This window comes from Polyangium mundeleinium, assembly GCF_028369105.1.
GTDB classification, from domain to species: Bacteria; Myxococcota_A; Polyangia; order Polyangiales; family Polyangiaceae; genus Polyangium; species Polyangium mundeleinium.
This window is the reverse complement of record NZ_JAQNDO010000001.1, coordinates 11,643,225-11,662,236: the sequence shown is the minus strand read 5'-3', so window position 1 is coordinate 11,662,236 and position 19,012 is coordinate 11,643,225. Positions and strand designations below refer to the sequence as shown.

The 19,012-nt window shown below is 69.8% G+C and carries 15 protein-coding genes; 11 read left to right on the top strand and 4 right to left on the bottom strand.

Annotated features, from left to right (window positions below; genetic code table 11):
• Window positions 1-8: 8 nt before the first annotated feature.
• On the bottom strand, window positions 9-971 hold the full coding sequence (argF, locus tag POL67_RS45965; protein ID WP_271927860.1) for an ornithine carbamoyltransferase: 963 nt from the start codon (window positions 969-971) through the stop codon (window positions 9-11).
• The gene (locus tag POL67_RS45960; protein WP_271927859.1) at window positions 968-2,221 is read right to left on the bottom strand and encodes an aspartate aminotransferase family protein; all 1,254 of its coding nucleotides are present in this window, start codon (window positions 2,219-2,221) and stop codon (window positions 968-970) included. The genes argF and POL67_RS45960 overlap by 4 nt, the downstream gene beginning before the upstream one ends.
• Window positions 2,222-2,351: 130 nt before the next feature.
• Between POL67_RS45960 and grpE the strand changes: the two genes are divergently transcribed.
• The 3 genes from grpE to POL67_RS45945 all read left to right on the top strand — a co-directional run bounded on the left by grpE (window position 2,352) and on the right by POL67_RS45945 (window position 8,895).
• The gene (gene grpE, locus POL67_RS45955; protein WP_271927856.1) at window positions 2,352-2,957 is read left to right on the top strand and encodes a nucleotide exchange factor GrpE; all 606 of its coding nucleotides are present in this window, start codon (window positions 2,352-2,354) and stop codon (window positions 2,955-2,957) included.
• 85 nt (window positions 2,958-3,042) lie between these two features.
• Window positions 3,043-4,890, top strand: coding sequence for a molecular chaperone DnaK (dnaK, locus tag POL67_RS45950; protein ID WP_271927853.1), 1,848 nt, complete (start codon window positions 3,043-3,045; stop codon window positions 4,888-4,890).
• Between the two features lie 87 nt (window positions 4,891-4,977).
• Entirely contained in the window at window positions 4,978-8,895 is a 3,918-nt protein-coding gene (locus POL67_RS45945; protein ID WP_271927850.1) for a serine/threonine-protein kinase, read from the top strand.
• Window positions 8,896-8,913: 18 nt separating this feature from the next.
• Here POL67_RS45945 and POL67_RS45940 read toward each other — a convergent pair whose 3' ends face one another.
• Together POL67_RS45940 and dnaA are read right to left on the bottom strand one after the other, a co-directional pair.
• Window positions 8,914-10,527, bottom strand: a complete 1,614-nt coding sequence (locus POL67_RS45940) for a thioredoxin-like domain-containing protein (protein WP_271927847.1) — start codon at window positions 10,525-10,527, stop codon at window positions 8,914-8,916.
• Window positions 10,528-10,580: 53 nt separating this feature from the next.
• Window positions 10,581-12,035, bottom strand: a complete 1,455-nt coding sequence (gene dnaA, locus POL67_RS45935) for a chromosomal replication initiator protein DnaA (protein WP_271927845.1) — start codon at window positions 12,033-12,035, stop codon at window positions 10,581-10,583.
• Window positions 12,036-12,840: 805 nt separating this feature from the next.
• On the opposite strand from dnaA, the gene POL67_RS45930 reads away from it, so the two are divergent.
• From POL67_RS45930 to atpH, 8 genes are all read left to right on the top strand, one after another.
• Complete coding sequence (locus POL67_RS45930; protein ID WP_271927843.1) at window positions 12,841-13,896, top strand: PorV/PorQ family protein; 1,056 nt, start codon at window positions 12,841-12,843, stop codon at window positions 13,894-13,896.
• Window positions 13,897-13,987: 91 nt separating this feature from the next.
• Window positions 13,988-14,590 carry a tRNA isopentenyl-2-thiomethyl-A-37 hydroxylase MiaE gene (miaE, locus tag POL67_RS45925; protein WP_271927840.1) on the top strand — a complete coding sequence of 201 codons (603 nt, stop codon included), beginning with the start codon at window positions 13,988-13,990 and terminating at the stop codon, window positions 14,588-14,590.
• Between the two features lie 4 nt (window positions 14,591-14,594).
• Window positions 14,595-15,932, top strand: coding sequence for a hypothetical protein (locus POL67_RS45920; RefSeq protein ID WP_271927837.1), 1,338 nt, complete (start codon window positions 14,595-14,597; stop codon window positions 15,930-15,932).
• Window positions 15,933-15,980: 48 nt separating this feature from the next.
• Window positions 15,981-16,259 carry a type II toxin-antitoxin system Phd/YefM family antitoxin gene (locus POL67_RS45915; protein ID WP_271927835.1) on the top strand — a complete coding sequence of 93 codons (279 nt, stop codon included), beginning with the start codon at window positions 15,981-15,983 and terminating at the stop codon, window positions 16,257-16,259.
• A gap of 5 nt (window positions 16,260-16,264) precedes the next feature.
• The gene (locus tag POL67_RS45910; protein ID WP_170229043.1) at window positions 16,265-16,657 is read left to right on the top strand and encodes a PIN domain-containing protein; all 393 of its coding nucleotides are present in this window, start codon (window positions 16,265-16,267) and stop codon (window positions 16,655-16,657) included.
• Window positions 16,658-16,953: 296 nt separating this feature from the next.
• Window positions 16,954-17,496: a F0F1 ATP synthase subunit B gene (locus POL67_RS45905; RefSeq protein WP_271927830.1), complete on the top strand. Its 543-nt coding sequence runs from the start codon at window positions 16,954-16,956 to the stop codon at window positions 17,494-17,496.
• The gene (locus POL67_RS45900) at window positions 17,493-18,467 is read left to right on the top strand and encodes a F0F1 ATP synthase subunit B (RefSeq protein WP_271927827.1); all 975 of its coding nucleotides are present in this window, start codon (window positions 17,493-17,495) and stop codon (window positions 18,465-18,467) included. The genes POL67_RS45905 and POL67_RS45900 overlap by 4 nt, the downstream gene beginning before the upstream one ends.
• Window positions 18,464-19,006 (top strand): ATP synthase F1 subunit delta, encoded by a 543-nt coding sequence (gene atpH, locus POL67_RS45895; RefSeq protein ID WP_271927825.1) that lies wholly within the window; start codon window positions 18,464-18,466, stop codon window positions 19,004-19,006. The genes POL67_RS45900 and atpH overlap by 4 nt, the downstream gene beginning before the upstream one ends.
• Window positions 19,007-19,012 lie beyond the last annotated feature (6 nt).

Here is a 19,012-nt window from a genome sequence, read left to right as displayed (position 1 = left end):
GCCGAGCCTCAGCCTGCCGCGCCGCCGCGGCCGACAGCGAACGGCGGCGGGCCGAAGCCGGGCCCGAGCGCGGCCCATTCGAGCAGCGCCTTGCTCGTGTGCAGCCGCGACTCGACGGCGTCCCACACGAAGCTCCGCGGGCCTTCGAGCACATCGGCGTCGATCTCCTCGCCACGATGTGCGGGCAAGCAGTGCAGCACCACGACCTCGGGCGAGGCGAGCGAGACGAGCTCCTGCGTGATCCGGTACGGCGAGAGCGCGCCGATGCGGTAGTCGCGCTCGGCCTCTTGCCCCATGCTGACCCATACGTCCGTGAGCAGGACATCGGCGTCCTTCGCGGCCTCTTGTGCGTCGGTCGTGATCGTGATGCGACCGCCGCGGGCGCGCGCTTCCTCGACCTCGGGCAAGGGCGGAGCGAAGGCGGGCGGCGTCGCGAGCGTCATGTCGAGCTTGAGCAGGCCCGCGGCCTCGATCCACGAGCGCGCCACGTTGCTCGCGTCGCCGACCCAGCAGATGCGCAGGCCTTCGAGCCGACCGCGTGCCTCGCGCGTCGTGTGAAGATCGGCGAGGACCTGCATCGGGTGCGCGTCGTCGGTGAGCGCGTTCAACACGGGCGCGCGGCAGGCGCGGGCCATGGCTTCGAAGCGCGCCGTGGTGTTCGTGCGGTACGTGACGGCGGAGACCATGCGGCCGAGCACGCGTGCGGTGTCCTCGGTGGGCTCACCGCGACTCATCTGTGTGGAGTCGGGCGTGACGATGAGCGGGTGGCCGCCGAGCTCGAAGGTCGCGACCTCGAGCGAGAGCCGCGTGCGGGTCGAGGGCTTGTCGAAGAGGAGGGCGATGGCGTGGCCGGAGAGCGGCCGCGGGTGGTCGGTCTTGCCGCGCATGCGGGCGTAGAAGGCCGAACGATCCAGCATGGCGACGATGCCGTCGTCCCCGAGGTCTGCGAGTCGCAAAAGATCACGCTTCACGGCTTCATCTCCAGGAGCGCACGGCTCGTGATGGTGAGGGCTTCGTCGATCTCGGCCTCGCGCACGACGAGCGGAGGCGTGTAGCGGAGCGTGCTCGCGCCGGCGACCGTGAGGAGCAGGCCGTGGGCGCGGGCGCGGCCGAGGATGGCGCGCGTGTCGACGCCTTGCGCGAGCGTGAGGCCTTGCAAGAGGCCGCGGCCGCGTTGTCCGACGCAGAGCGTGGGGTGCTCCTTCACGAGCGCCGCGAGGCCCTCGGCGAGGCGCTGGCCCTTGGTGACGGCGCCTTCGATGAGCTTCTCCTCGTCGAGGACGGCGAGCACGGTGCGCGCGGCCCGCGACGCGAGCGGGTTTCCGCCGAACGTCGAGCCGTGCGTGCCTGGCGAGAGCACGCCGTTCAGGCGCTCTTTGATGAGGAGCGCGCCGATCGGAAATCCGCCACCGAGACCCTTGGCGAGCGCGATCACGTCGCCTTCGACGCCGTCGTGCTGCGCGCCGAGGAAAGCGCCCGTGCGGCCGATGCCGGTCTGCACTTCGTCGAGGCAGAGCAGCGCGCCGTGCTCGTCGCAGAGGCTACGCAGGCCGGGGAGGAAGCCTTTCGGGGGCGGGATCACGCCGCCTTCGCCCTGCACGGGCTCGACGAAGATCGCCGCGACGTCCGGGCCCATGGCGGCCTTCACGGCGTCGAGATCCCCGTAGGGCACGTGCGTCACGCCGGCGAGCGGCGGGCCGAACCCTTCGCGGTATTTCGGCGTCCCGGTGAGCGCGACAGCGCCCATCGTGCGGCCGTGGAAGGCGTTGTCGAAGGCGATGATGCGGTAGCGATCGGGCTCGCCTTTCGTGAAGAACCAGCGGCGCGCGAGCTTGAGCATCGCCTCGTTCGCCTCGGCGCCCGAGTTGCAGAAGAAGGCGCGGTCCATGCCGCTCCTCTTGCAAAGCTCGTCGGCGAGGCGCGCGTTCTCGGCGTTGTAGAAGTAGTTCGAGACGTGCATCAGCCGCGCGGCCTGCTCGGCGATCGCGGCGACGAGGCGCGGGTGCGCGTGGCCGAGCGAGCAGACCGCGACACCGGCGCAGAAGTCGAGGTAACGACGGCCCTCGGTGTCCCAGACCTCGGAGCCCTTGCCTCGATCGAGGACGAACGGGGCCTGGCGGTAATTGCCCACGAGCCTGCGCTCGGCGAGGGGAAGGAGGTCTTCGGGTTCGAGCAGCTCGGCGATGGGGCTCTCGGCTCCGTAGGCGGGGGCGAGGGTCATGCGAGGCGATCTACGCCGGTCGCCCCGCCGGGGCAAATGCCACGCGCCCTCGCGGCGTGGCTCGCTCGGGTCGCCAGGTGGGGGGCGCCCGTTGCCAGTCGATCTTTGGAGGTTATAGTGGCCGGCACCCATGTCCGAAGCCGAGTCCACGACGAAGTCCGCCCAGGATCCGAACGCTCAAAACGGCGAAGCGACGAACGGCGAGCAGCCGTCGGCCGCGGCGGAGCCCTCGGCTCCTCCGACGCCCACGGTGGAGCAGCGCCTCGCGGACGCCCTGGCCGAGGCCGCACGGACGCGTGATCAGCTCCTCCGCACCGCGGCCGATTTCGACAATTTCCGCAAGCGCTCGCGGCGTGAGGTCGACGACGCCCAGCGGCGGGGCCGGGAGACCACCGTGAAGGAGCTCCTTCCCGTCTTCGACAATTTCGAGCGTGCGCTCGTGCACGCCGAGGGCTCCGCCGACGGCAAGGCCGTGGCCGAGGGCCTGCGGATGGTGCTGAAGCAGTTCCTCGACACGCTGGAGAAGATGGGGATCCAGCGCGTCGTTGCGGTCGGCCAGCCCTTCGATCCCGCGCAACACGAGGCCATCCAGCACCTCGAATCGCCCGAGCATCCGGCCGGCGTGGTCCTGTACGAAGTGCAGCCCGGCTATCGCATGGGGGACTACCTCGTCCGTCCGGCGATGGTCGTCGTCTCGAAGGGCCCGCCCGGCGGCAGCGCGGCCGCGGCGAGCTGATCTCCCGCGGACGCCACGCAAAACCCGGCGGCGTGGTCCACCGAGGACCATCGTTCGCCGCGTCTTTGATATCCTCGCCCTCGCCATGGGAAGGATCGTCGGCATCGACCTCGGGACCACCAACTCGTGCGTGGCCGTCGTCGACGTGGCGTCGGCTTCGTCGGCGAACGACGTCAAGGTGATCCCCAACGCCGAGGGCGCGCGGACGACGCCTTCGGTCGTCGCGATCGTCGCGAGCGGCGAGCGGCTCGTCGGGCAGGTAGCCCGAAGGCAAGCCGTGACGAACCCGCAGAGCACGGTCTACGCGGTCAAACGCTTGATGGGGCGCAAGCTCGACACGCCCGACGTCGAGCGGGCGATCTCGCTCGTGCCGTACCCGATCGTACGCGCGCCGAACGGCGACGCGTGGGTCGATCTGCGCGGCAAGGCGCATTCGCCGCCCGAGGTCAGCTCGATGATCCTCGCGCAAATGAAGGAGACCGCCGAGCGGTTCCTCGGCGAGCCGGTCACCGAGGCGGTGATCACGGTCCCCGCGTACTTCGACGACGCGCAGCGGCAGGCGACGAAAGACGCGGGCAAGATCGCGGGCCTCGAAGTGCGCCGCATCATCAACGAGCCCACGGCGGCGGCGCTCGCGTACGGGCTCGACAAGAAGGCCACGGGCGCCGAGACGATCGTGGTCTACGACCTCGGCGGCGGCACGTTCGACATCTCGATCCTCGAAATCAGCGGCGGCGTCTTCAACGTGAAGGCGACGGGCGGCGACACGCACCTCGGCGGCGAGGACTTCGACGGGCGGCTGATGGACATGCTCGTCGGCGAGTTCCAGCTCGAATTCGGCGTGGATCTGCGCGCGGACCGGATGGCGATGCAGCGCTTGAAGGAGGCCGCCGAGAAGGCGAAGCACGAGCTCAGCTCCTCACTGGAGACGCAGCTCAACCTGCCCTTCATCGCGGTCGGACCGGACGGCGCGCCGCTGCACCTCGAACGATCGATGCAGCGCAACGAGCTCGAGATGCTCACGCAGGACCTCGTGGAGCGCACGATCGAGGTCTCGCGCGACGTCATGCGGGACGCGCAACTCACGCCAAGCGGGATCCAGACCGTGGTGCTCGTCGGGGGCATGACGCGGATGCCGGCGGTGCAGGCGGCCGTGAAGGAGCTCTTCGGCAAGGAACCGTGCAAGGGCGTGAACCCGGACGAGGTCGTGGCCGTGGGCGCGGCGCTCCAGGCGGCCGCGCTCTCCGGTCAGGCCGACGAGATCCTCCTGCTCGACGTCACGCCGCTCTCGCTCGGCGTGGAGACGGGCGGCGGCATCATGACCAGGCTCATCCCGCGCAACACCACGATCCCCACCTCGCGCGGCGAGATCTTCACGACGAGCCTCGATCGGCAGACGTTCGTGCCGATCCACGTCTTGCAGGGCGAGCGCGAGATGGCCGCCGACAACCAGAGCCTCGCGCGCTTCGAGCTCTCGGGCATCCCGCCTGCGCCGCGCGGTGTGCCGAAGATCCAGGTCGTCTTCCACATCGACGAGGATGGGATCGTCCACGTCGAGGCCACGGATCTCGGCACGAAGCGCGCGCAGAAGGTGCGCGTCACGCCGACGAGCGGGCTTCTGCCATCGCAGGTCGAGCGGCTCGTCGACGAGGCCGAAAAATTCCGCGAGGAAGATACGAAGCGGCGTGATCGGGCCGAGCTCAAGAACCAGTCCGAGACGCTGCTCTACACGACCGAGCAGGCCCTCGAGGCGTACGCCGAGCTCGTCGACGAGGCCACGCTCTCCGGCGTGCGCGAGGGCTGCGTGATCCTGCGCAAGCTGCTCGACGAGGACGCGTCGAGCAGCGATCTGCGGGGCGCATACGGCAAGCTCGAAGCCGCCGCCTTCCGCCTCTCGGAGGCGATCTACGGCGACAGCACCGGCACCGCGTGAGCGCGGATTTCGGCTTGGTTTGGGGTCCCCGGACACGAGCGAGGTGGTAGGATTCGTTCCCGCCGCGGGCATGCTCGGGGGGCGAACTTGGAGAGACAGTTCGGGCGTTACGTGCTCCTCGAGCGGCTCGGCGCCGGGGGGATGGCCGAAGTCTGGAAGGCGAAGAGCTTCGGCGCCTTGGGCTTCGAGAAGACGCTCGCGCTGAAGCGCATTCTGCCGGAGCTCGCGCGCGAGCCCGAGCTGCTCGAGATGTTCGTGCACGAGGCGAAGCTCTCGGTGCGCCTCTCGCACGCGAACATCGTGCAGGTCTTCGATCTCGGCTTCGTCGAGCAGGAGGGCGAGCCGCCGGGTTACTACATCGCGATGGAGTACGTCGCGGGGCTCGATCTCGCGACGCTGCTCGCGCGGTTTCGCCGGACGAAGACGCGGCTGCCGTTCGGCATGGCCGTGTTCGTCGCGGCTGAGGTGGCGAAGGCGCTCGATCACGCGCACCGAAGGCGCGACGAGCAAGGCAAGCCGCTCGGCATCGTGCACCGCGACGTCTCGCCGCAGAACATCCTCGTGTCCTGGGAAGGCGAGGTGAAGGTCACGGACTTCGGCATCGCGAAGGCCAAAGGCTTCATGCGCGAGGACGAGCATGCGGGCGAATCCGTGCTGCGCGTCCGCGGAAAACTCTCGTACATGAGCCCGGAGCAGTCGCTCGCGCAGCCGCTCGACGGCAGGAGTGATCTGTTCTCGCTCGGCACGGTGCTCTACGAGCTCGTCGCCGGGACGAACCCATTCGCCGGCGCGGGCGACGCCGAGACGCTCCGGCGCGTGCGCGCGGCCGAGGCGCCTCCACTCGAGCTCGCTCGGTCCGACGTACCACGAGAGCTCGCGGCGATCGTGCGGCGCCTGCTCACGCGGCGACCTGAGGAGCGCGTGGCCGACGCGGGCCGGCTACACGAGCAGCTCCTCGGATACTTTTACGCGACGGGTGATCGTTTTGGTTCAAACGATCTCGCCGAGCTCGTCGCGCCGTTCCACGACGATGCGCGGAAGGGACCCGAGATCGAGGCAGGCTCGGTGCTCGGGGATCCGCAAGGCACAGAGCAGGAGCGGACGCCGGTCGAGGTGCCGACGACGTCGGCGTCGTTGAAGGTCGCGGCAGAGAACGTCGCGACGGCGAATTTTTTTGAGCCCGTGGGCGAGCGGCGTGAGGGGACGGTGCTCGTGGTCGCGGGGACGTGCCGCATTCCGGCGCTGCCGTTCGATGTGGAGGGCGCGCGCGAGGTGATCACGCGGTATGGCGGGGTGATCCTGGAGCAGGAGCCCTCGCAGGTCGTGGCGCTCTTCGGGCTGGAAGACGCGGACGGTCGCGACACGGAGGCGGCCGTGCGTGCTGCGCTGGTGATCCTTCGTGCTCAAAAGGGTCGGGGGGCATCGGCGGGCGTTCACGTGGGGCGCGTACTCGTGGATGCGCGCGGTGTGCCGATCGTCGACGCGCGGCTCGGGACGCTGGTCACGCAGGCGCAGGGGCTCGCGCGCGCGGTCGCGGAGCAGGTCGCAGCCTCCCACCCGGCGGCGCGGATCGTGCGCGGGGCGTTTGGCTTCGACGAGCTGCCGGACGGCGCGGGCTCGGTGCCGGAGGGCGGGCGCGTGATCACCTCGGCGCGCCCGCCGATCGGGACGAGCGGCAAGTTCGTCGGGAGGCAGGAGGAGCTGCGCCGCATCGGCGAGATCCTCGCGGCCGCGACGCGCAAGCGCGCGCAGGTGATCACGATCCTCGGCGAGAAGGGCATCGGCAAGACGCGGCTCTGCGCCGAGATCGAGCGACGGCTCGGGCGCGGCAACTGGTCGGTCGGGTTTTACGCAGCGAGCTGCCCGCCGAGCGGCGCCGAGCTCCCGTGGAGCGGGCTGCAGGCGATGTTGCAGGTGCTCTGCGGCGTGCAGGAAGGCGACGGCGAGCAGGCGATTCTCGCGACCTTGCCGCGGCTCCGCGCGCTCGGCCTGCAAGAGGAGGAGTCGTCGGCGGTGCTGCGCCAGCTCGGCGCGCGGATCGGCGATCGGCCCTCGCGCCACGTCGGCGGGATGGGCACGGCGCTGCGCGCGGCGTTCACGCGCATGGTGCACAAGCTCTGCGAGGATCGGATCCACTGCTTCGCGTGGGACGACGCGCAGGCGATGGATGCGGCGACGGCAGAGGCGATCGCGAGCGTGGCGAGCCGCAACGAGGGCGCGGCGTCGGCCATCCGCGCGGTGTTCCTGCTCGCGACACGCACGGCGCCGCCGAGCGTGCTTTTGCCGCTCGCGCGTCACCACGTGGTCGCGCTCGGTCCGCTCGGCGGCGAGGAGAGCGAACGCCTCGTGGCCGAGCGAATCGGCGTGCGCGCGGCGCCTCGTGAGCTCGCCGCGTTCTGCCGCGAGCGCGCCGCGGGGCATCCGCTCTTCATCGAGGAGCTCTTGAAGGAGCTCGTGGACGCGCGCGCCGTGGAGGTCGAGGACGGCCGCGTCCGCCTGCGGCTCGACGGCGCGCGCGCGGTGCCGCGAGCGCTGCGCACGCTCATGGAGGCGCGCGTGAGCCGCCTGCCGCAGCGCGAGCGTGGGGCGCTGAACGCCGCGGCGATCCTCGGCGATCCGGTGCACACGCAGGTGCTCGCGGCGCTGCTCGGCGAGAGTTTTTCCGTCGTCGATCGAGGGATCGGCGAGCTCGTCGCGCGAGGCTTCTTGCGCTCGGCCGGCCCCGCGGAAGTGAGCTTCCCGTCGCCGATGCACGGCGAGATCGTCCTCGACACGATCCCGCACGAGGCGCGGCGTGATCTACACGGCAAGGCAGCCGATGCGTACCGCGCCGTGTTCGGCGACGAGGTCGCCGAGGCGCACGGCGAGCGCGTCGGGACCCACCTCTACCATGCGGGCGATCGCGACCGCGCTGCCACGTTTTACGCACGCGCGGCTTCACATCGCGTGCGCCTCTGCCAGCTCGAACCCGGCATCCGCCTGCTGCTCCGCGCGATCGACCTCGCCGATCTCGATCGTCGCCCCGCGACCGAGATCGCGAGCTGGCTGCGCGAGCTCTGCTCCGCGGTCCTGCCCGTGCGCGCGGCGCCTTCGCTGGAGGATCTTTCCGCGCGGGCGCTGCGTCGGATCGATGCGGCGGGCACGCTCGAGCAGCGCGTCGCCGCCCGGGTCGATGTCGCGCGCGCACTCGGCGCCGTGAACCGCTTCGATCGGGCGTACGTCGAGATCGACCTCGCGTTCAAGCTCGCCGCGCAGAACGAAGAGCTCCAGCGTCGCGCGCTCGTCGCCGAGATCGATCTCGGCGCGCGCAGTGGTGATTTCGCCCGCGCGGCGCGCGCCGCCGATCGGCTCGAAGCCATGGGGCCGGCCGAGGATCCGCGCACGCTCCTCGCCATCGCTCACGTACGCGCCGCGACCGGCGTCGCTGCAGCGGCGCTGCTCGCGATCGATCGCGCCGAGGCGAAGAGCCCGAGCGGTGATCCCACGCTCGCGAGCGAGCGCGAGAAGGAGCGCGTGCTCGTGTACGCCTTCATGCGCGATTTTCGCGCTGCGTCTGAGGCCTCGGCGCGCGCGGTCGAGCTCGCCCGTGCCGCGGGGCTGCGCGCCGAGATGGCTGCGTCCTTGCACAACCTCGGCGACACCACGCGGCGCCTCGGCGACTTTCCGCGCGCCTACGCCACGCTCACCGAGTCGCTGCAAATCGCCGAGGAGGCGGGCTACGAGCGCATCGCATCGCTCAACCGCGTCCACCTCGCGTACCTCGACGGGCAGAGCGGCAAGCCGGGAGCCGAGGTGCGGATCCGCGAGCTCGTGAAGTACGCCGAGGCGCGCGGCTACCACGCCGATGCGCTCGAAGGCCGCTCGCTTCTGGCCTCGCTCCTCGCCGAGCACGGCGCGCGGGACGAGGCGAGGCGCGAGCTCGAGCTCGTGCTTCGGATGGCCGACGCCTATGGCAACGGCTTCATCGCCGACGACGCGCGCGAGGCGCTCGCAAAGCTCGGTTAGCTCGACGGCTCCGACGTTTCACGGCGCCTTGGGAGGCGTGAGGCCCGCGAAGGCCACGGGCGCGGCCTCGCCGCTGCCGGTGATCGCGCGCCGCACGATGCGGCTCTTGTTCGTGTCGGCGATGACGAGGTCCTTGCCCGCGACCGTGATCCCGGCCGGCTCGGCGAGGCCCGTGAGCACCGTGCGCGTCGTACCCTTCGCCGGGTCCACGCGCTTGACCTTGCCGTTGTACGAATCGGCGACCCACAACGCGCCTTGTCCGTACGTCATGCCGATCGGGTGCTGCAGCCGCGCCTTTGCGGCCTCGCCGTCGACGTCGCCGAACACGAAGAGGTCGACACCGATCACGGTGCGCACAGCGGCCGTCGCGAAGTCGATCGCGCGGACGCTCGAGGTTTCGCTGTCGAGCACGAAGAGGCTCTTGTCGTCGGTGGCGAGCGCGCTCGGCTGGGCGAACGCGGCGGCCTGGGCCGGCCCGTCCTCGCGCGCCTCGCGCCCGCTGCCCGCGTAGAGGCGCACCGTGCCCATTTTCGGATCGAAGACCGCGATCTGATGCGAGCCGGCGAGCGCGACGTAGATCGATCCTTTGTGGTGCAACAGATCCCACGGCGAGCGCAGCGGGGCCGTTCGCCCGGTGTGCTCCTGCAAGCCGAGCGGCTCGGCGCCGAGCTCGCCCGTGCCGGCGACCGTGGTGACCTGCCGCGTGTTGCGATCGATCTTGCGGATCAGGTGGTTACCCGTATCGGCGACGTAGAGATCGGCGCCGACCTCCGTGAGCCCCTGCGGACGCTGGAACGTCGCGCGCTCCGCAGCTCCGTCCGTCGCGCCCGCTTCGCCCGATCCGAATACGGCTTCCACTGTGCCCGCGGCGTTCGTCAGCACGATGCGGTGATGGCCCGTGTCGGAGATGGCGAGGCCACCGTTCTGCAGCGCGAGCACCTTGCCCGGATATCGCAAGACGCCCGCCGGACCGCGATCGGGCCGCAGCCCTTCGATCGGCGCCTTTGCGAGCACGTTCGAGGACCGCCCTTCGGCGAGCGCCTCTTCGACCGCGCCGCTGAGGTCGGCTGGATCCGGCTCGCCTGAGCCCACCCACGCGAGCCTTCCTTCCGCGTCGATCAGCGCGACCGTGGGCCACGCGCGCACGCCCCACGCGTCCCAGATCGTCATGTTCGCGTCGACGGCGACGGGGTGGAGGATCTCCAGATCACGCAGCGTGTCGCGCAGGCGCGCCGCGTTTTTCTCTTCGTCGAACTTGGGCGAATGCACGCCCACGACGAGCACGGGCTCTTTCGCAAAACGCCGCTCGATCGCGGCCAGCGTGGAGAGCGTGTGCAGGCAGTTGATGCAGCAGCTCGTCCAGAAGTCGACCACCACCACGTGACCACGCAGCGCGTCGCGACGCAGCGGCCGATCCACGTTCAGCCACGCCGTCGCGCCGTTCCATTCTGGGATCGAAGGCCGATCGCCCAGCGGCAGGAGCAAGCTCTCCTTGGGCGCGCTCGTCTCCTTCGGAGCCGCGTCGAGGACAGGCAACGCGATCTTCGGAGCGGGCGTCGTGACGGGCGCAGGGGGAGGGGAGGCGCAGGCGCTCGTGGCAACGAGCAGCGCAAGGGGCGTGATCCAGCGCATGGCCCCAGTCTACGCGCGGGGGGCTGTCGGGGATGCGGTGTCCCGCCGGACGCTCAGGAATCGCCGGCGAGCTTGCGCTCCAGGGCTTCGAGGTGGGCGCGGACCTGCGGGTCGGTGTCGCGCTGGGCCTCGATCTTCCGGACGGCGCTCATGACGGTCGTGTGGTCGCGGTTGCCGAATGCACGGCCGATCTCGGGGAACGAGACCTTGAGCCGCTGCTTGCACAGGTACATCGCCACGTGCCGCGCGAAGGCGATGCTCTTGTGGCGGTCCTTGGAGGTCAAATCGATCGAGCGAAGGTGGAAATGGTGGCAGACCGCGCGCTGGATGTCCTCGACGCTCATGATCTGCGCGCGGGGCGTGGCGGCCGTGATCTCGGCGCGGGCGAAGGCGAGATCCACGGGGCGGCCCGTGAGCGAGGACTTGGCGGCGAGGCGGATCAGGGTGCCTTCGAGCTCGCGCACGTTCGAGCGGATCACCTGGGCAAGGTAGAGCGCGACGTCGTCGGGCAGGACGATGCCCTCGAGCGCGGCCTTGTTGCGCACGATCGCCACGCGCGTCTCGAGCTCGGGCGCCTGGATGTCGGCGACGAGGCCCCATGAGAAGCGCGAGACGAGCCGCTCCTCCATGCGCTCGAGGTTCTGCGGGTACTTGTCGCTCGTCACGACGATCTGCCGATCGAGGCCGTGGAGCGCGTTGAACGTGTGGAAGAACTCTTCCTGCGTCTGCTCGCGGCCGGCGAGGAACTGGATGTCGTCGACGAGGAGCAGGTCGCAGTGGACGCGGTACTTCGCGCGGAAGTCGTCCATCCGGTGGTGCTGGATGGCCGTGATGAAGTCGTTCGTGAAGCGCTCGGCGGAGACGTAGATGATGCGGGCGCCCGGGCGCTCGTCGAGGACGCGGTGCGCGATCGCGTGGACGAGGTGGGTCTTGCCGAGCCCGGTGCCGCCGCAGATGAAGAGCGGGTTGTACCGCCTGCCGCCGCCGCCCGCGGCCGCGATCGCAGCCGCGTGGGCGAGCTGGTTCGAGGGGCCGACGACGAACGTCGCGAAGGTGTGCTTCGGGTTCAGATCATCGGGCAGGGCGGGCCTGCGTAGCGGTGTCGGCGCGGACGCCGGGGCGCGCGGCTCGGCGGCGACGGGCGCGCTCGGGGATGCGGGCGCGGCCGGCGGATTCGTCGAGCTACGCACGACGAGGGAGCGGGGGCGCACGGGCGGCATCTGCGGGACGTTCGCGATGGGAGCCTCGAGGTGCTGGTCGATGGTCCAGGCGACCTGGACGCTCCAGCCGGTGAGCTCACGGATCTTGTCGGTGATCGTGGGTAGGAAATTGGTCTTGACCCACTCGAGAACGAACTCGTTCTGCACCCGGAGCGAGAGGACCCCGTCCGTGAGGTCGTCGAACTGCACGCCGCCGAACCACTGATCGAACGTCGCAGGGGAAAGCCCGCGCGTATGCTCGATCGCCCGTTCGAAAATCGCTCGCGATTCGTCTCTCGAAGTGGTCATTCCAGCCCAGAAATCGCTGCGAATACAGTGCCGTGGCGATCCTCGTGCAGGATCGCCCCCAAGTTTTCCACAACCCGCATCAGCGATTCGTCTCGCTATCGTGCGGAATCAATGCGGGAAGTTCGAAGCCCGTGATGAATTCCCCGCGTTATCCACAAGATATCCACAGCATGCCGAGGGGAACGCATGCTGTGGGCGCGAAGGGCACGATCAGGGGCCGGCAGCCCGGCGACACCTCGGGGCTCGCCCGGCTCGGGGATGGGGGTCGGCCCGCGTGGGCGACCCGCCCATTTCCAGGGGGGCTGTTCGAGCTTCGCGCAATGGTTCATCACGGAACGCGAAAACGACAATACAGGATCAAGCCTCCCCTGCGTAAGCCCTTGGGAGGCTTCCTTCACGATCGTCAGGAAAAATCCGAGTCCCGACGGGCCCCCCACAGGGGCCGCGGCGAAGACGAACCGGAGGTAGCACCGGGGATGGGCGGGCGTCCATCCCCAACGAAAACAAATACCCCAACCACATGATTTTACGGCAGTTTTTCCGGGTTCGACGATCCAACGCGTAGCGCCGTTCGCGCTCCGCCGGGCGTCATGTTGCGGCGAGGGCCGAAACCATGGCGTCCGGAGGAGGCGCGTCCTCGGACGCCCGAGAGAGGCGGGCATTGGCAGATGCGTCCGTCCGTCAAGAGGGAAGATTGTCCATGATTTCCGGCGTTTGCCCGCGACGGCTGCGACCGGTTCCGCCGCCTTTTCGCGCGTGGCCCGAGAAGTTGCCCTGGGCCTCGATATGTGGCTAAGGCCCCCTCATGCGTCCGGTGAGCAGAGCAGGCACCACCGCGGTCCTGTCCGCGCTGGTGGTCGGATCGTCGGCTTCGATCGTGCACGCGCAGGAAATCGCCCTCGCCCCACAGCTCGCCTACTCCTACGGGGAGAACGAGACGGCGCGGAGCCTCGCCATGGCCGGCGCGACGCGCGCCGTCGGCAACGGCACGACGGCGATCTTCTCGAACCCCGCGAACATGGCGCTCACGCGCCTCTATCACATCGAGGCGATCGGGCAGTTCACGCCCGAGGTGACACGCGCCATCGGCGGCGGTGCCATCGTCGACTCGATCACGTCGTCGACCCGCATCGCCGGCGGCCTCGCGTTCATGGGCGGCATCATCGATCCCGACGGCGTCGATCGCGGCTTCATCGACGCGCGCGCGGCCGCCGCGTACCCCGTCGGTGATCGTGTCTTCCTCGGGATCGGCGGTCGCTACCTGCGCATGATCCAGGACGGCTTCGGTCCGCTCGATGACGCAGCAGCGGCGCGTTACAGCTCCGTGTCGGGCGGGCTCGTCGACGCAGCAGGCAAGCGCATGCCGTCGGTCGATACGCTGACCTTCGACGCTGGGGTCACCATCAAGATCACGCAGTCGGTTCACCTCGGCGTCGCCGGGCAGAACCTCACGCACCCGGGCCATGGGCTCCTGCCCACCACGATCGGCGCTGCGCTCGGCTACGGATCGGAGAGCCTCACGCTCGAGGTCGACGGCGTCGCCGATCTCGATTCGTGGAACAAGACGACGGCGCGCGTCATGGCAGGCGGCGAGTACCTCGCGGGCGACCATTACCCGATCCGCCTCGGCTACCGCTTCGATCAAGGCGCAGGCGTCCATCAGCTCTCCGGCGGCTTCGGCTACATCGGCCAGGAGATCGCCGCTGAGGTCTCCGTCCGTCGGACGCTCTCGACCACGATCAACAGCACGATGATTGCCATCGGCCTGACGTATCACCTCGAGTCGAGCGGCCTGACGCGCAACCGGGTGAGCGGCGAAGGGACGGCGAGCGAAGCGGCGAGCGGCGAAGGGGAGAAGTAACCCGAAGCGCCCCGACGCGCGGGCGCATCCCGGACGGAAGGACGCCTGCCGCGTCTTGCGCCCGGAGTCGTCGTGCCATAGTTCGGGCCTCGTGCTCTGCCTGACCCGACCGACCGATCCCGCCTGGGCGACCTTGGCCCTCGCAGACCTCGCCACCCTGCTCCGGGATCACGCGCACTGCGAGATGAAGGCGGCGTCGAACGCGCTGTCGCTGGCGGCGCGCTGGCCCGAGCGGACGGAGGTGGCGCGCGCGCTCGTCGAGCTCGCCGAAGAGGAGCTGCGTCATTTCCGGGGCGTGCTCGACGAGCTCACCCGCCGGGGTCTCACACTCGGCAAGCCCGAGGTCGACGTCTACGCAGCCGAGCTGCGCAAGGCGATCGGCGTCGGTCGCAAGGGCGCGCCGGAGGATCCGCTCGTCGATCGGCTGCTCGTCGGCGCCGTGATCGAGGCGCGCTCGTGCGAGCGGTTTCGTCTCCTCTGCGAGGCCTTGCGGTCGCGCGGCGACGAGCCCGAGCTGCTCGCGTTCTACGAGGAGCTCTTCGCTTGCGAGGCGCGGCATTACCGAACGTTCGTCGACCTCGCGACGAGCGTGAAGGCGGATCCTGCCGCCGTGCGCGCGCGCCTCGAAGAGATCGCGCGGGCCGAGGGGAGGCTCGTCGAGGTGCTCGGCAAAGAGCCCACTGTGCACGGGTGACGCCATGGATCTGCCTCCGCATGAGATCGATCGTCTGATCGCGCGCGCCACGGGCGAGCTCCGCCAGAAGGAGCGCGCCTTCCGTGTCGAGGGACCCGCCGCGCGTGGCAACGTGCTCGAAGTCTTCCGCGCGGTGAGCACACGCTCGATGTGGATCGAGCTCGGTGAGCGGGGCGCGAAGGATCCGATCCTCGCCGCCGCGCACGCGCACGTCGCAGCGCTCACGATCACACGCGTCACCTGGGTCGAGCGCGTGCGCCTCGCCGAGGCGTGGCACGCGCCCACGATCGAGATCGAAGGTCCCGCGCCCGAGGGCGTGAGCCCGCGCGTCACGCTCGCACGTCTGCTCGACGAGACTGTCCCCGCGCGGCGCCACGTCCTCGCCGATGCGCTCACGCGTGGCGCGGGCGATCTCTCCGACGCCGCGCTCGTTCATGAGGAGCGCCGCGCCGAGGCGTTCCGCCGCCTCGGGATCGAAGACGTCGATGCCCTCGAGATCCCCGTGAAGCCCGCGGCCTCACTCGCGCGGATCGCCGAGCGCCTGCTCGACGTGACGGCCGAGCTCATGCCGAAGCGCGCGCTGCGCTGGGACGACGCGCTCGCCGTGATGCTCGCGCGTGACGCCGGCGAGGGCTGGCCTGCGCGCCTCTCGCCGCGCTGGTTCCAGGAGCTCTTCGGCAAGACGGGCCTCCTCGACGGCCTCTCGATCCCGCCGTTCACGCTCCCGCGCCTGCTCGGCGCGACCTCCTTCGTGCGCGCGCTCGCTCGCTTTGGTGAAGCCTTCGCCGAGGCCGACGTCCCGCGCGCGGCGCCCTTCGTCTTCGCGCGTCCCCCGTTTGATCTTCGTCGCGCGCGCAGGGCCGCGCTCTTCGGCGCCTTGCCTGCCGACCCCACGTTCGGCGTGCGCTCGCTCGGCCTCGGCCGCTCGCGTGCGCGTGCGCAAGCACAAGACGTCGCCCGCGCGCTCCTCCTCTCGCTTCGCCTCGACGCTGCCCGCGTCCTCCTTCGTGGCACGGTCACCATGCCGCACCGCGCCCGGCGCGAGCGCTTCGAAGAGCTCACGGATCGCGCCCTCGGCGCTTCGATCCCCGGTGGACTCGCGTTCGTCCTTCCTGCTTCCGATCCGCAGGATCCGACGCGCCTCGCGGGTGCGCTCCTCGCCCTGTCGGATCGCCGCGCGCTCCTCGAACGCTTCGACGAGGACTGGTTCCAGAACCCGCGCGCCGCGCTCGCCTTGCGTGAGGAGCACACCGTCCTCCCGCGGGATCCGACGTGCCCCGAGGCTGCGATCGAAGCGGGCCTCGGTGAGCTCTCGCGCTTGCTCGCCGAGCTCTTCCGCTGATGCGCGCTCGTGACTCCGGACGCTCGATCCGGTAGGTATCATGCCGTGGTGCAGAAGTACGGGATCCCCATCGTCGACCTGCCGGGTCACTGCCTCGACGCCGTCGATGCGGCCGAACGCGTCCGCGCGCGCACGCTCGTCACGCGCGAGGGGCATCCGATCGCGGCCATCGTCCCGATGAGCGATCTCGACAAGATCGATCCGCCCGATCCTGCGGTCGACGGCGTCGACCCACTGCTCTCCTTGTGCGGCACGTGTCGCCATGACGAGTTCGTCGACTCGCTCCTCATCGACATCTCGCAGACCGGGCTCTGGCGTCGGGGCTAGCGCGCGTGGGTTACCTCTTCGATACGGCCACGCTGGCCGAGGTTCTCCGTACGGTCCCTTCGCGCCTGCTCGTCAAGCGCCTCTCCGGCGTGCCGACCTCGGAGCGCTGGACGACGTCGATCACGGTCAGCCAGATCCTGATCGCCGCGCGCCGCACGCGGCACCCGAAGCTCATGCAGGACGTCATCCGCCTCGTCGCGGCAGTGAAGGTCGCGCCCTTCGACACGCTTGCGGCGCAGTCCTTCGCCAAGCTCCGCACGACCGTGGCGCCCGACGTCGACACCGACGACGTCATGATCGCGGCCATCGCCGTCACGCACGACTTCACACTCGTGACCCGCAGGCCCGCTGCGTTCCGCATCTATCCGCACCTGCGCGTCGAGGACTGGACGCTCTGACGACGGAGCGCGCGACCGAGCGGGTTCGTCCACGCGAGCCCTTGCGTTCGCGGGGTGTTCCGTCGGGGCCGACCTCGGACCCGACGCACTTTTTTCGGGAAAGGGCGGGCGCGAACCCTGGTCCTTTGCCCCCTTTTTGCCGGACGCTGGTGGGCCTGCCTCCGGCGAACAAAAGGGGCCTTCCCGTTCCCTTCGCCACGTGCTAGTTGCCCCCGCGCCCATCGAGAGGGTGTCTTTTTGCCTCTCGCGCGGCCCGTGACGTTCGGAGGCTGTCTCCTCGGGATCAACCGAGGGTCATGACCCCTGTCCTCCCCGCCTCTCGCGCCGATCGAGACATCGAGGCCCTCCGGAGACCGCCGGATCCCGTGAACCACCTCGCCTCAGCCAAGCTCTTCGCCTCGGCGATCAACGTCGATTTCGACCCGACGTTCATTGCCCAGTTCATCCTTTTCACGACGTTCGTCGTCGTGCTGCGGCCCTTGCTTTTCGATCCGCTGCTCCGCGTCTTCGAGGAGCGTGAGAAGCGCACCGAAGGCGCCAAGGACGACGCGCGCAAGATGGACGCGAAGGCCGGCGAGCTGCTCACGAAGTACGAGGCGGAGCTCGAGAAGGTCCGGCGCGAGGCGAACCTCGAGCGCGAGAAGCTGCGCCGCGAGGCCAAGGAGCTCGAGACGAAGATCATGGGCGAGGCGCGCGACGAGGCGACGCGCATCCTGGAGTCGGGCAAGACGCGGATCGCCGCGGAGGTCGAGCAGATGAGGAAGGAGCTGAAGGACGCGCAGCCGGCGCTCGCCGCTGAGATCGCGTCTCGGGTCCTCGGTCGGGAGGTCGGTCGATGATGTCGCGAAGGCTTGCGAAGGTCGCCTTCCCGCTTGCGGTGGGGCTCGCGGGCGCGACGGCGTTCGCGCAGACGAACCCGAACCAGGGGCTGCCGGCGGGGCATCCGCCGCTCGACGTCCCGCCGGGCCAGGCGCGGCCGGCGCCGGGACAGATGGGCCGACCGATGCCTGGGCAAGGGATGCCGGGGCAGGGGATGCCGGGGCGTCCTGGGTTCCCCCCGGGCATGCAGAGGTCGCAGCCGCAGCGCGCGCCCGAGCCGGCGCACGCCGAGGCGGGTGGCCATGGCGGTGGGCACGGTGGGCATTGCCCCGGCCATGGCCCGCACGACGTGCCGCACTTCGACCAGATCAACTGGTGGCACGGCATGATCTCGGTGAACAACGAGAAGGCCGTCCAGCCGGGCTTCGTGAACAAGCTCCTCTGGCGGTACGAGAACCATGCGGATCCCTGCGATCCGAAGAACGAGCCGCCGCCCTTCCTCGCGGCGATCCTGAACATCGGCGTGCTCGGGTTCATCCTCTACCGCTTCGGCAAGAAGCCGATCGGCGATGCGCTCGTGAAGCGCAAGCAGTCGATCATGTCGGAGATCGACAACGCGGCGCGTCTGAAGAACGAGGCGCAGAAGCGGCTCGACGAGTACGAGGGCAAGTTCGAGCAGATGGCCGAGACGCTCACGGCGCTGAAGGCCGAGTACGCGGCGCAGGCTGAGCTCGAGAAGAAGCACATCATCGCCGAGGCCGAGGAGCGCCGGGCGCGCATGCGCCGCGACGCCGAGTTCCGCATCGACCAGGAGCTCCGGACGGCGCGGATCGAGCTCATGCGCGAGGCGGTGCAGGGCGCGACGACGGCGGCCGAGGAGATCATCCGCAGCCGCACGGCGCAGGCCGATCTCGATCGGATGAGTGAGGATTACCTGACCTCGGTGCGTGAAGCGCTCGCTTCGAGCGGGCCTGCGGGAGGAGCGCGATGAGCAGCGAGACGATCGCCAGGCGGTATGCGCGCGCGGTCTTCGAGCTCGGCAAGGAGCTCAAGAATCTGCCCGTGGTCGCGCGGGATCTCGCGGATTTCTCGACGAGCTTCGAGAAGTCGGACGAGCTGCGGATGGTCCTTCAGAGCCCGCTCATCGCGGAGGATCAACGCGAGGCGCTCCTGAAGGAGGTCGGCCAGCGCATGAGCCTCTCGGAGACGGCGCTCTCGACGTTGCGCCTGCTCGCCAAGCGCAGGCGCCTCTCTGCGCTGCCGGACATGGTCCGTCAGCTCGAGAAGCTCGTGGACGAGGACGCGGGCACGCTCCGCGCGACGGTCACGAGCGCTGGTCCACTCAGCGAGAGCTACCTTGCGAAGCTCCGCGCCGAGCTCGAGAAATCGACCGGCCGCAAGGTCGTCATCACGCAAGTACAGGACCCCTCGCTCATCGCAGGCATCGTCACCCGCATCGGCGACCGGGTGATCGACGGGAGCGTCAAGGCCCGCCTCGAGAGCTTCCGCGAGTCGCTGCTCCGCACCTAATCGGTA

What these genes read in the sequence shown, in the direction of transcription:
- POL67_RS45960 (WP_271927859.1), bottom strand. Translation starts at nt 2,221, where the DNA reads ATGACCCTCGCCCCCGCCTACGGAGCCGAGAGCCCCATCGCCGAGCTG.
- grpE (WP_271927856.1), top strand. Translation starts at nt 2,352, where the DNA reads ATGTCCGAAGCCGAGTCCACGACGAAGTCCGCCCAGGATCCGAACGCT.
- dnaK (WP_271927853.1), top strand. Translation starts at nt 3,043, where the DNA reads ATGGGAAGGATCGTCGGCATCGACCTCGGGACCACCAACTCGTGCGTG.
- POL67_RS45940 (WP_271927847.1), bottom strand. Translation starts at nt 10,527, where the DNA reads ATGCGCTGGATCACGCCCCTTGCGCTGCTCGTTGCCACGAGCGCCTGC.
- dnaA (WP_271927845.1), bottom strand. Translation starts at nt 12,035, where the DNA reads ATGACCACTTCGAGAGACGAATCGCGAGCGATTTTCGAACGGGCGATC.
- POL67_RS45930 (WP_271927843.1), top strand. Translation starts at nt 12,841, where the DNA reads ATGCGTCCGGTGAGCAGAGCAGGCACCACCGCGGTCCTGTCCGCGCTG.
- POL67_RS45920 (WP_271927837.1), top strand. Translation starts at nt 14,595, where the DNA reads ATGGATCTGCCTCCGCATGAGATCGATCGTCTGATCGCGCGCGCCACG.
- POL67_RS45905 (WP_271927830.1), top strand. Translation starts at nt 16,954, where the DNA reads ATGACCCCTGTCCTCCCCGCCTCTCGCGCCGATCGAGACATCGAGGCC.
- POL67_RS45900 (WP_271927827.1), top strand. Translation starts at nt 17,493, where the DNA reads ATGATGTCGCGAAGGCTTGCGAAGGTCGCCTTCCCGCTTGCGGTGGGG.
- atpH (WP_271927825.1), top strand. Translation starts at nt 18,464, where the DNA reads ATGAGCAGCGAGACGATCGCCAGGCGGTATGCGCGCGCGGTCTTCGAG.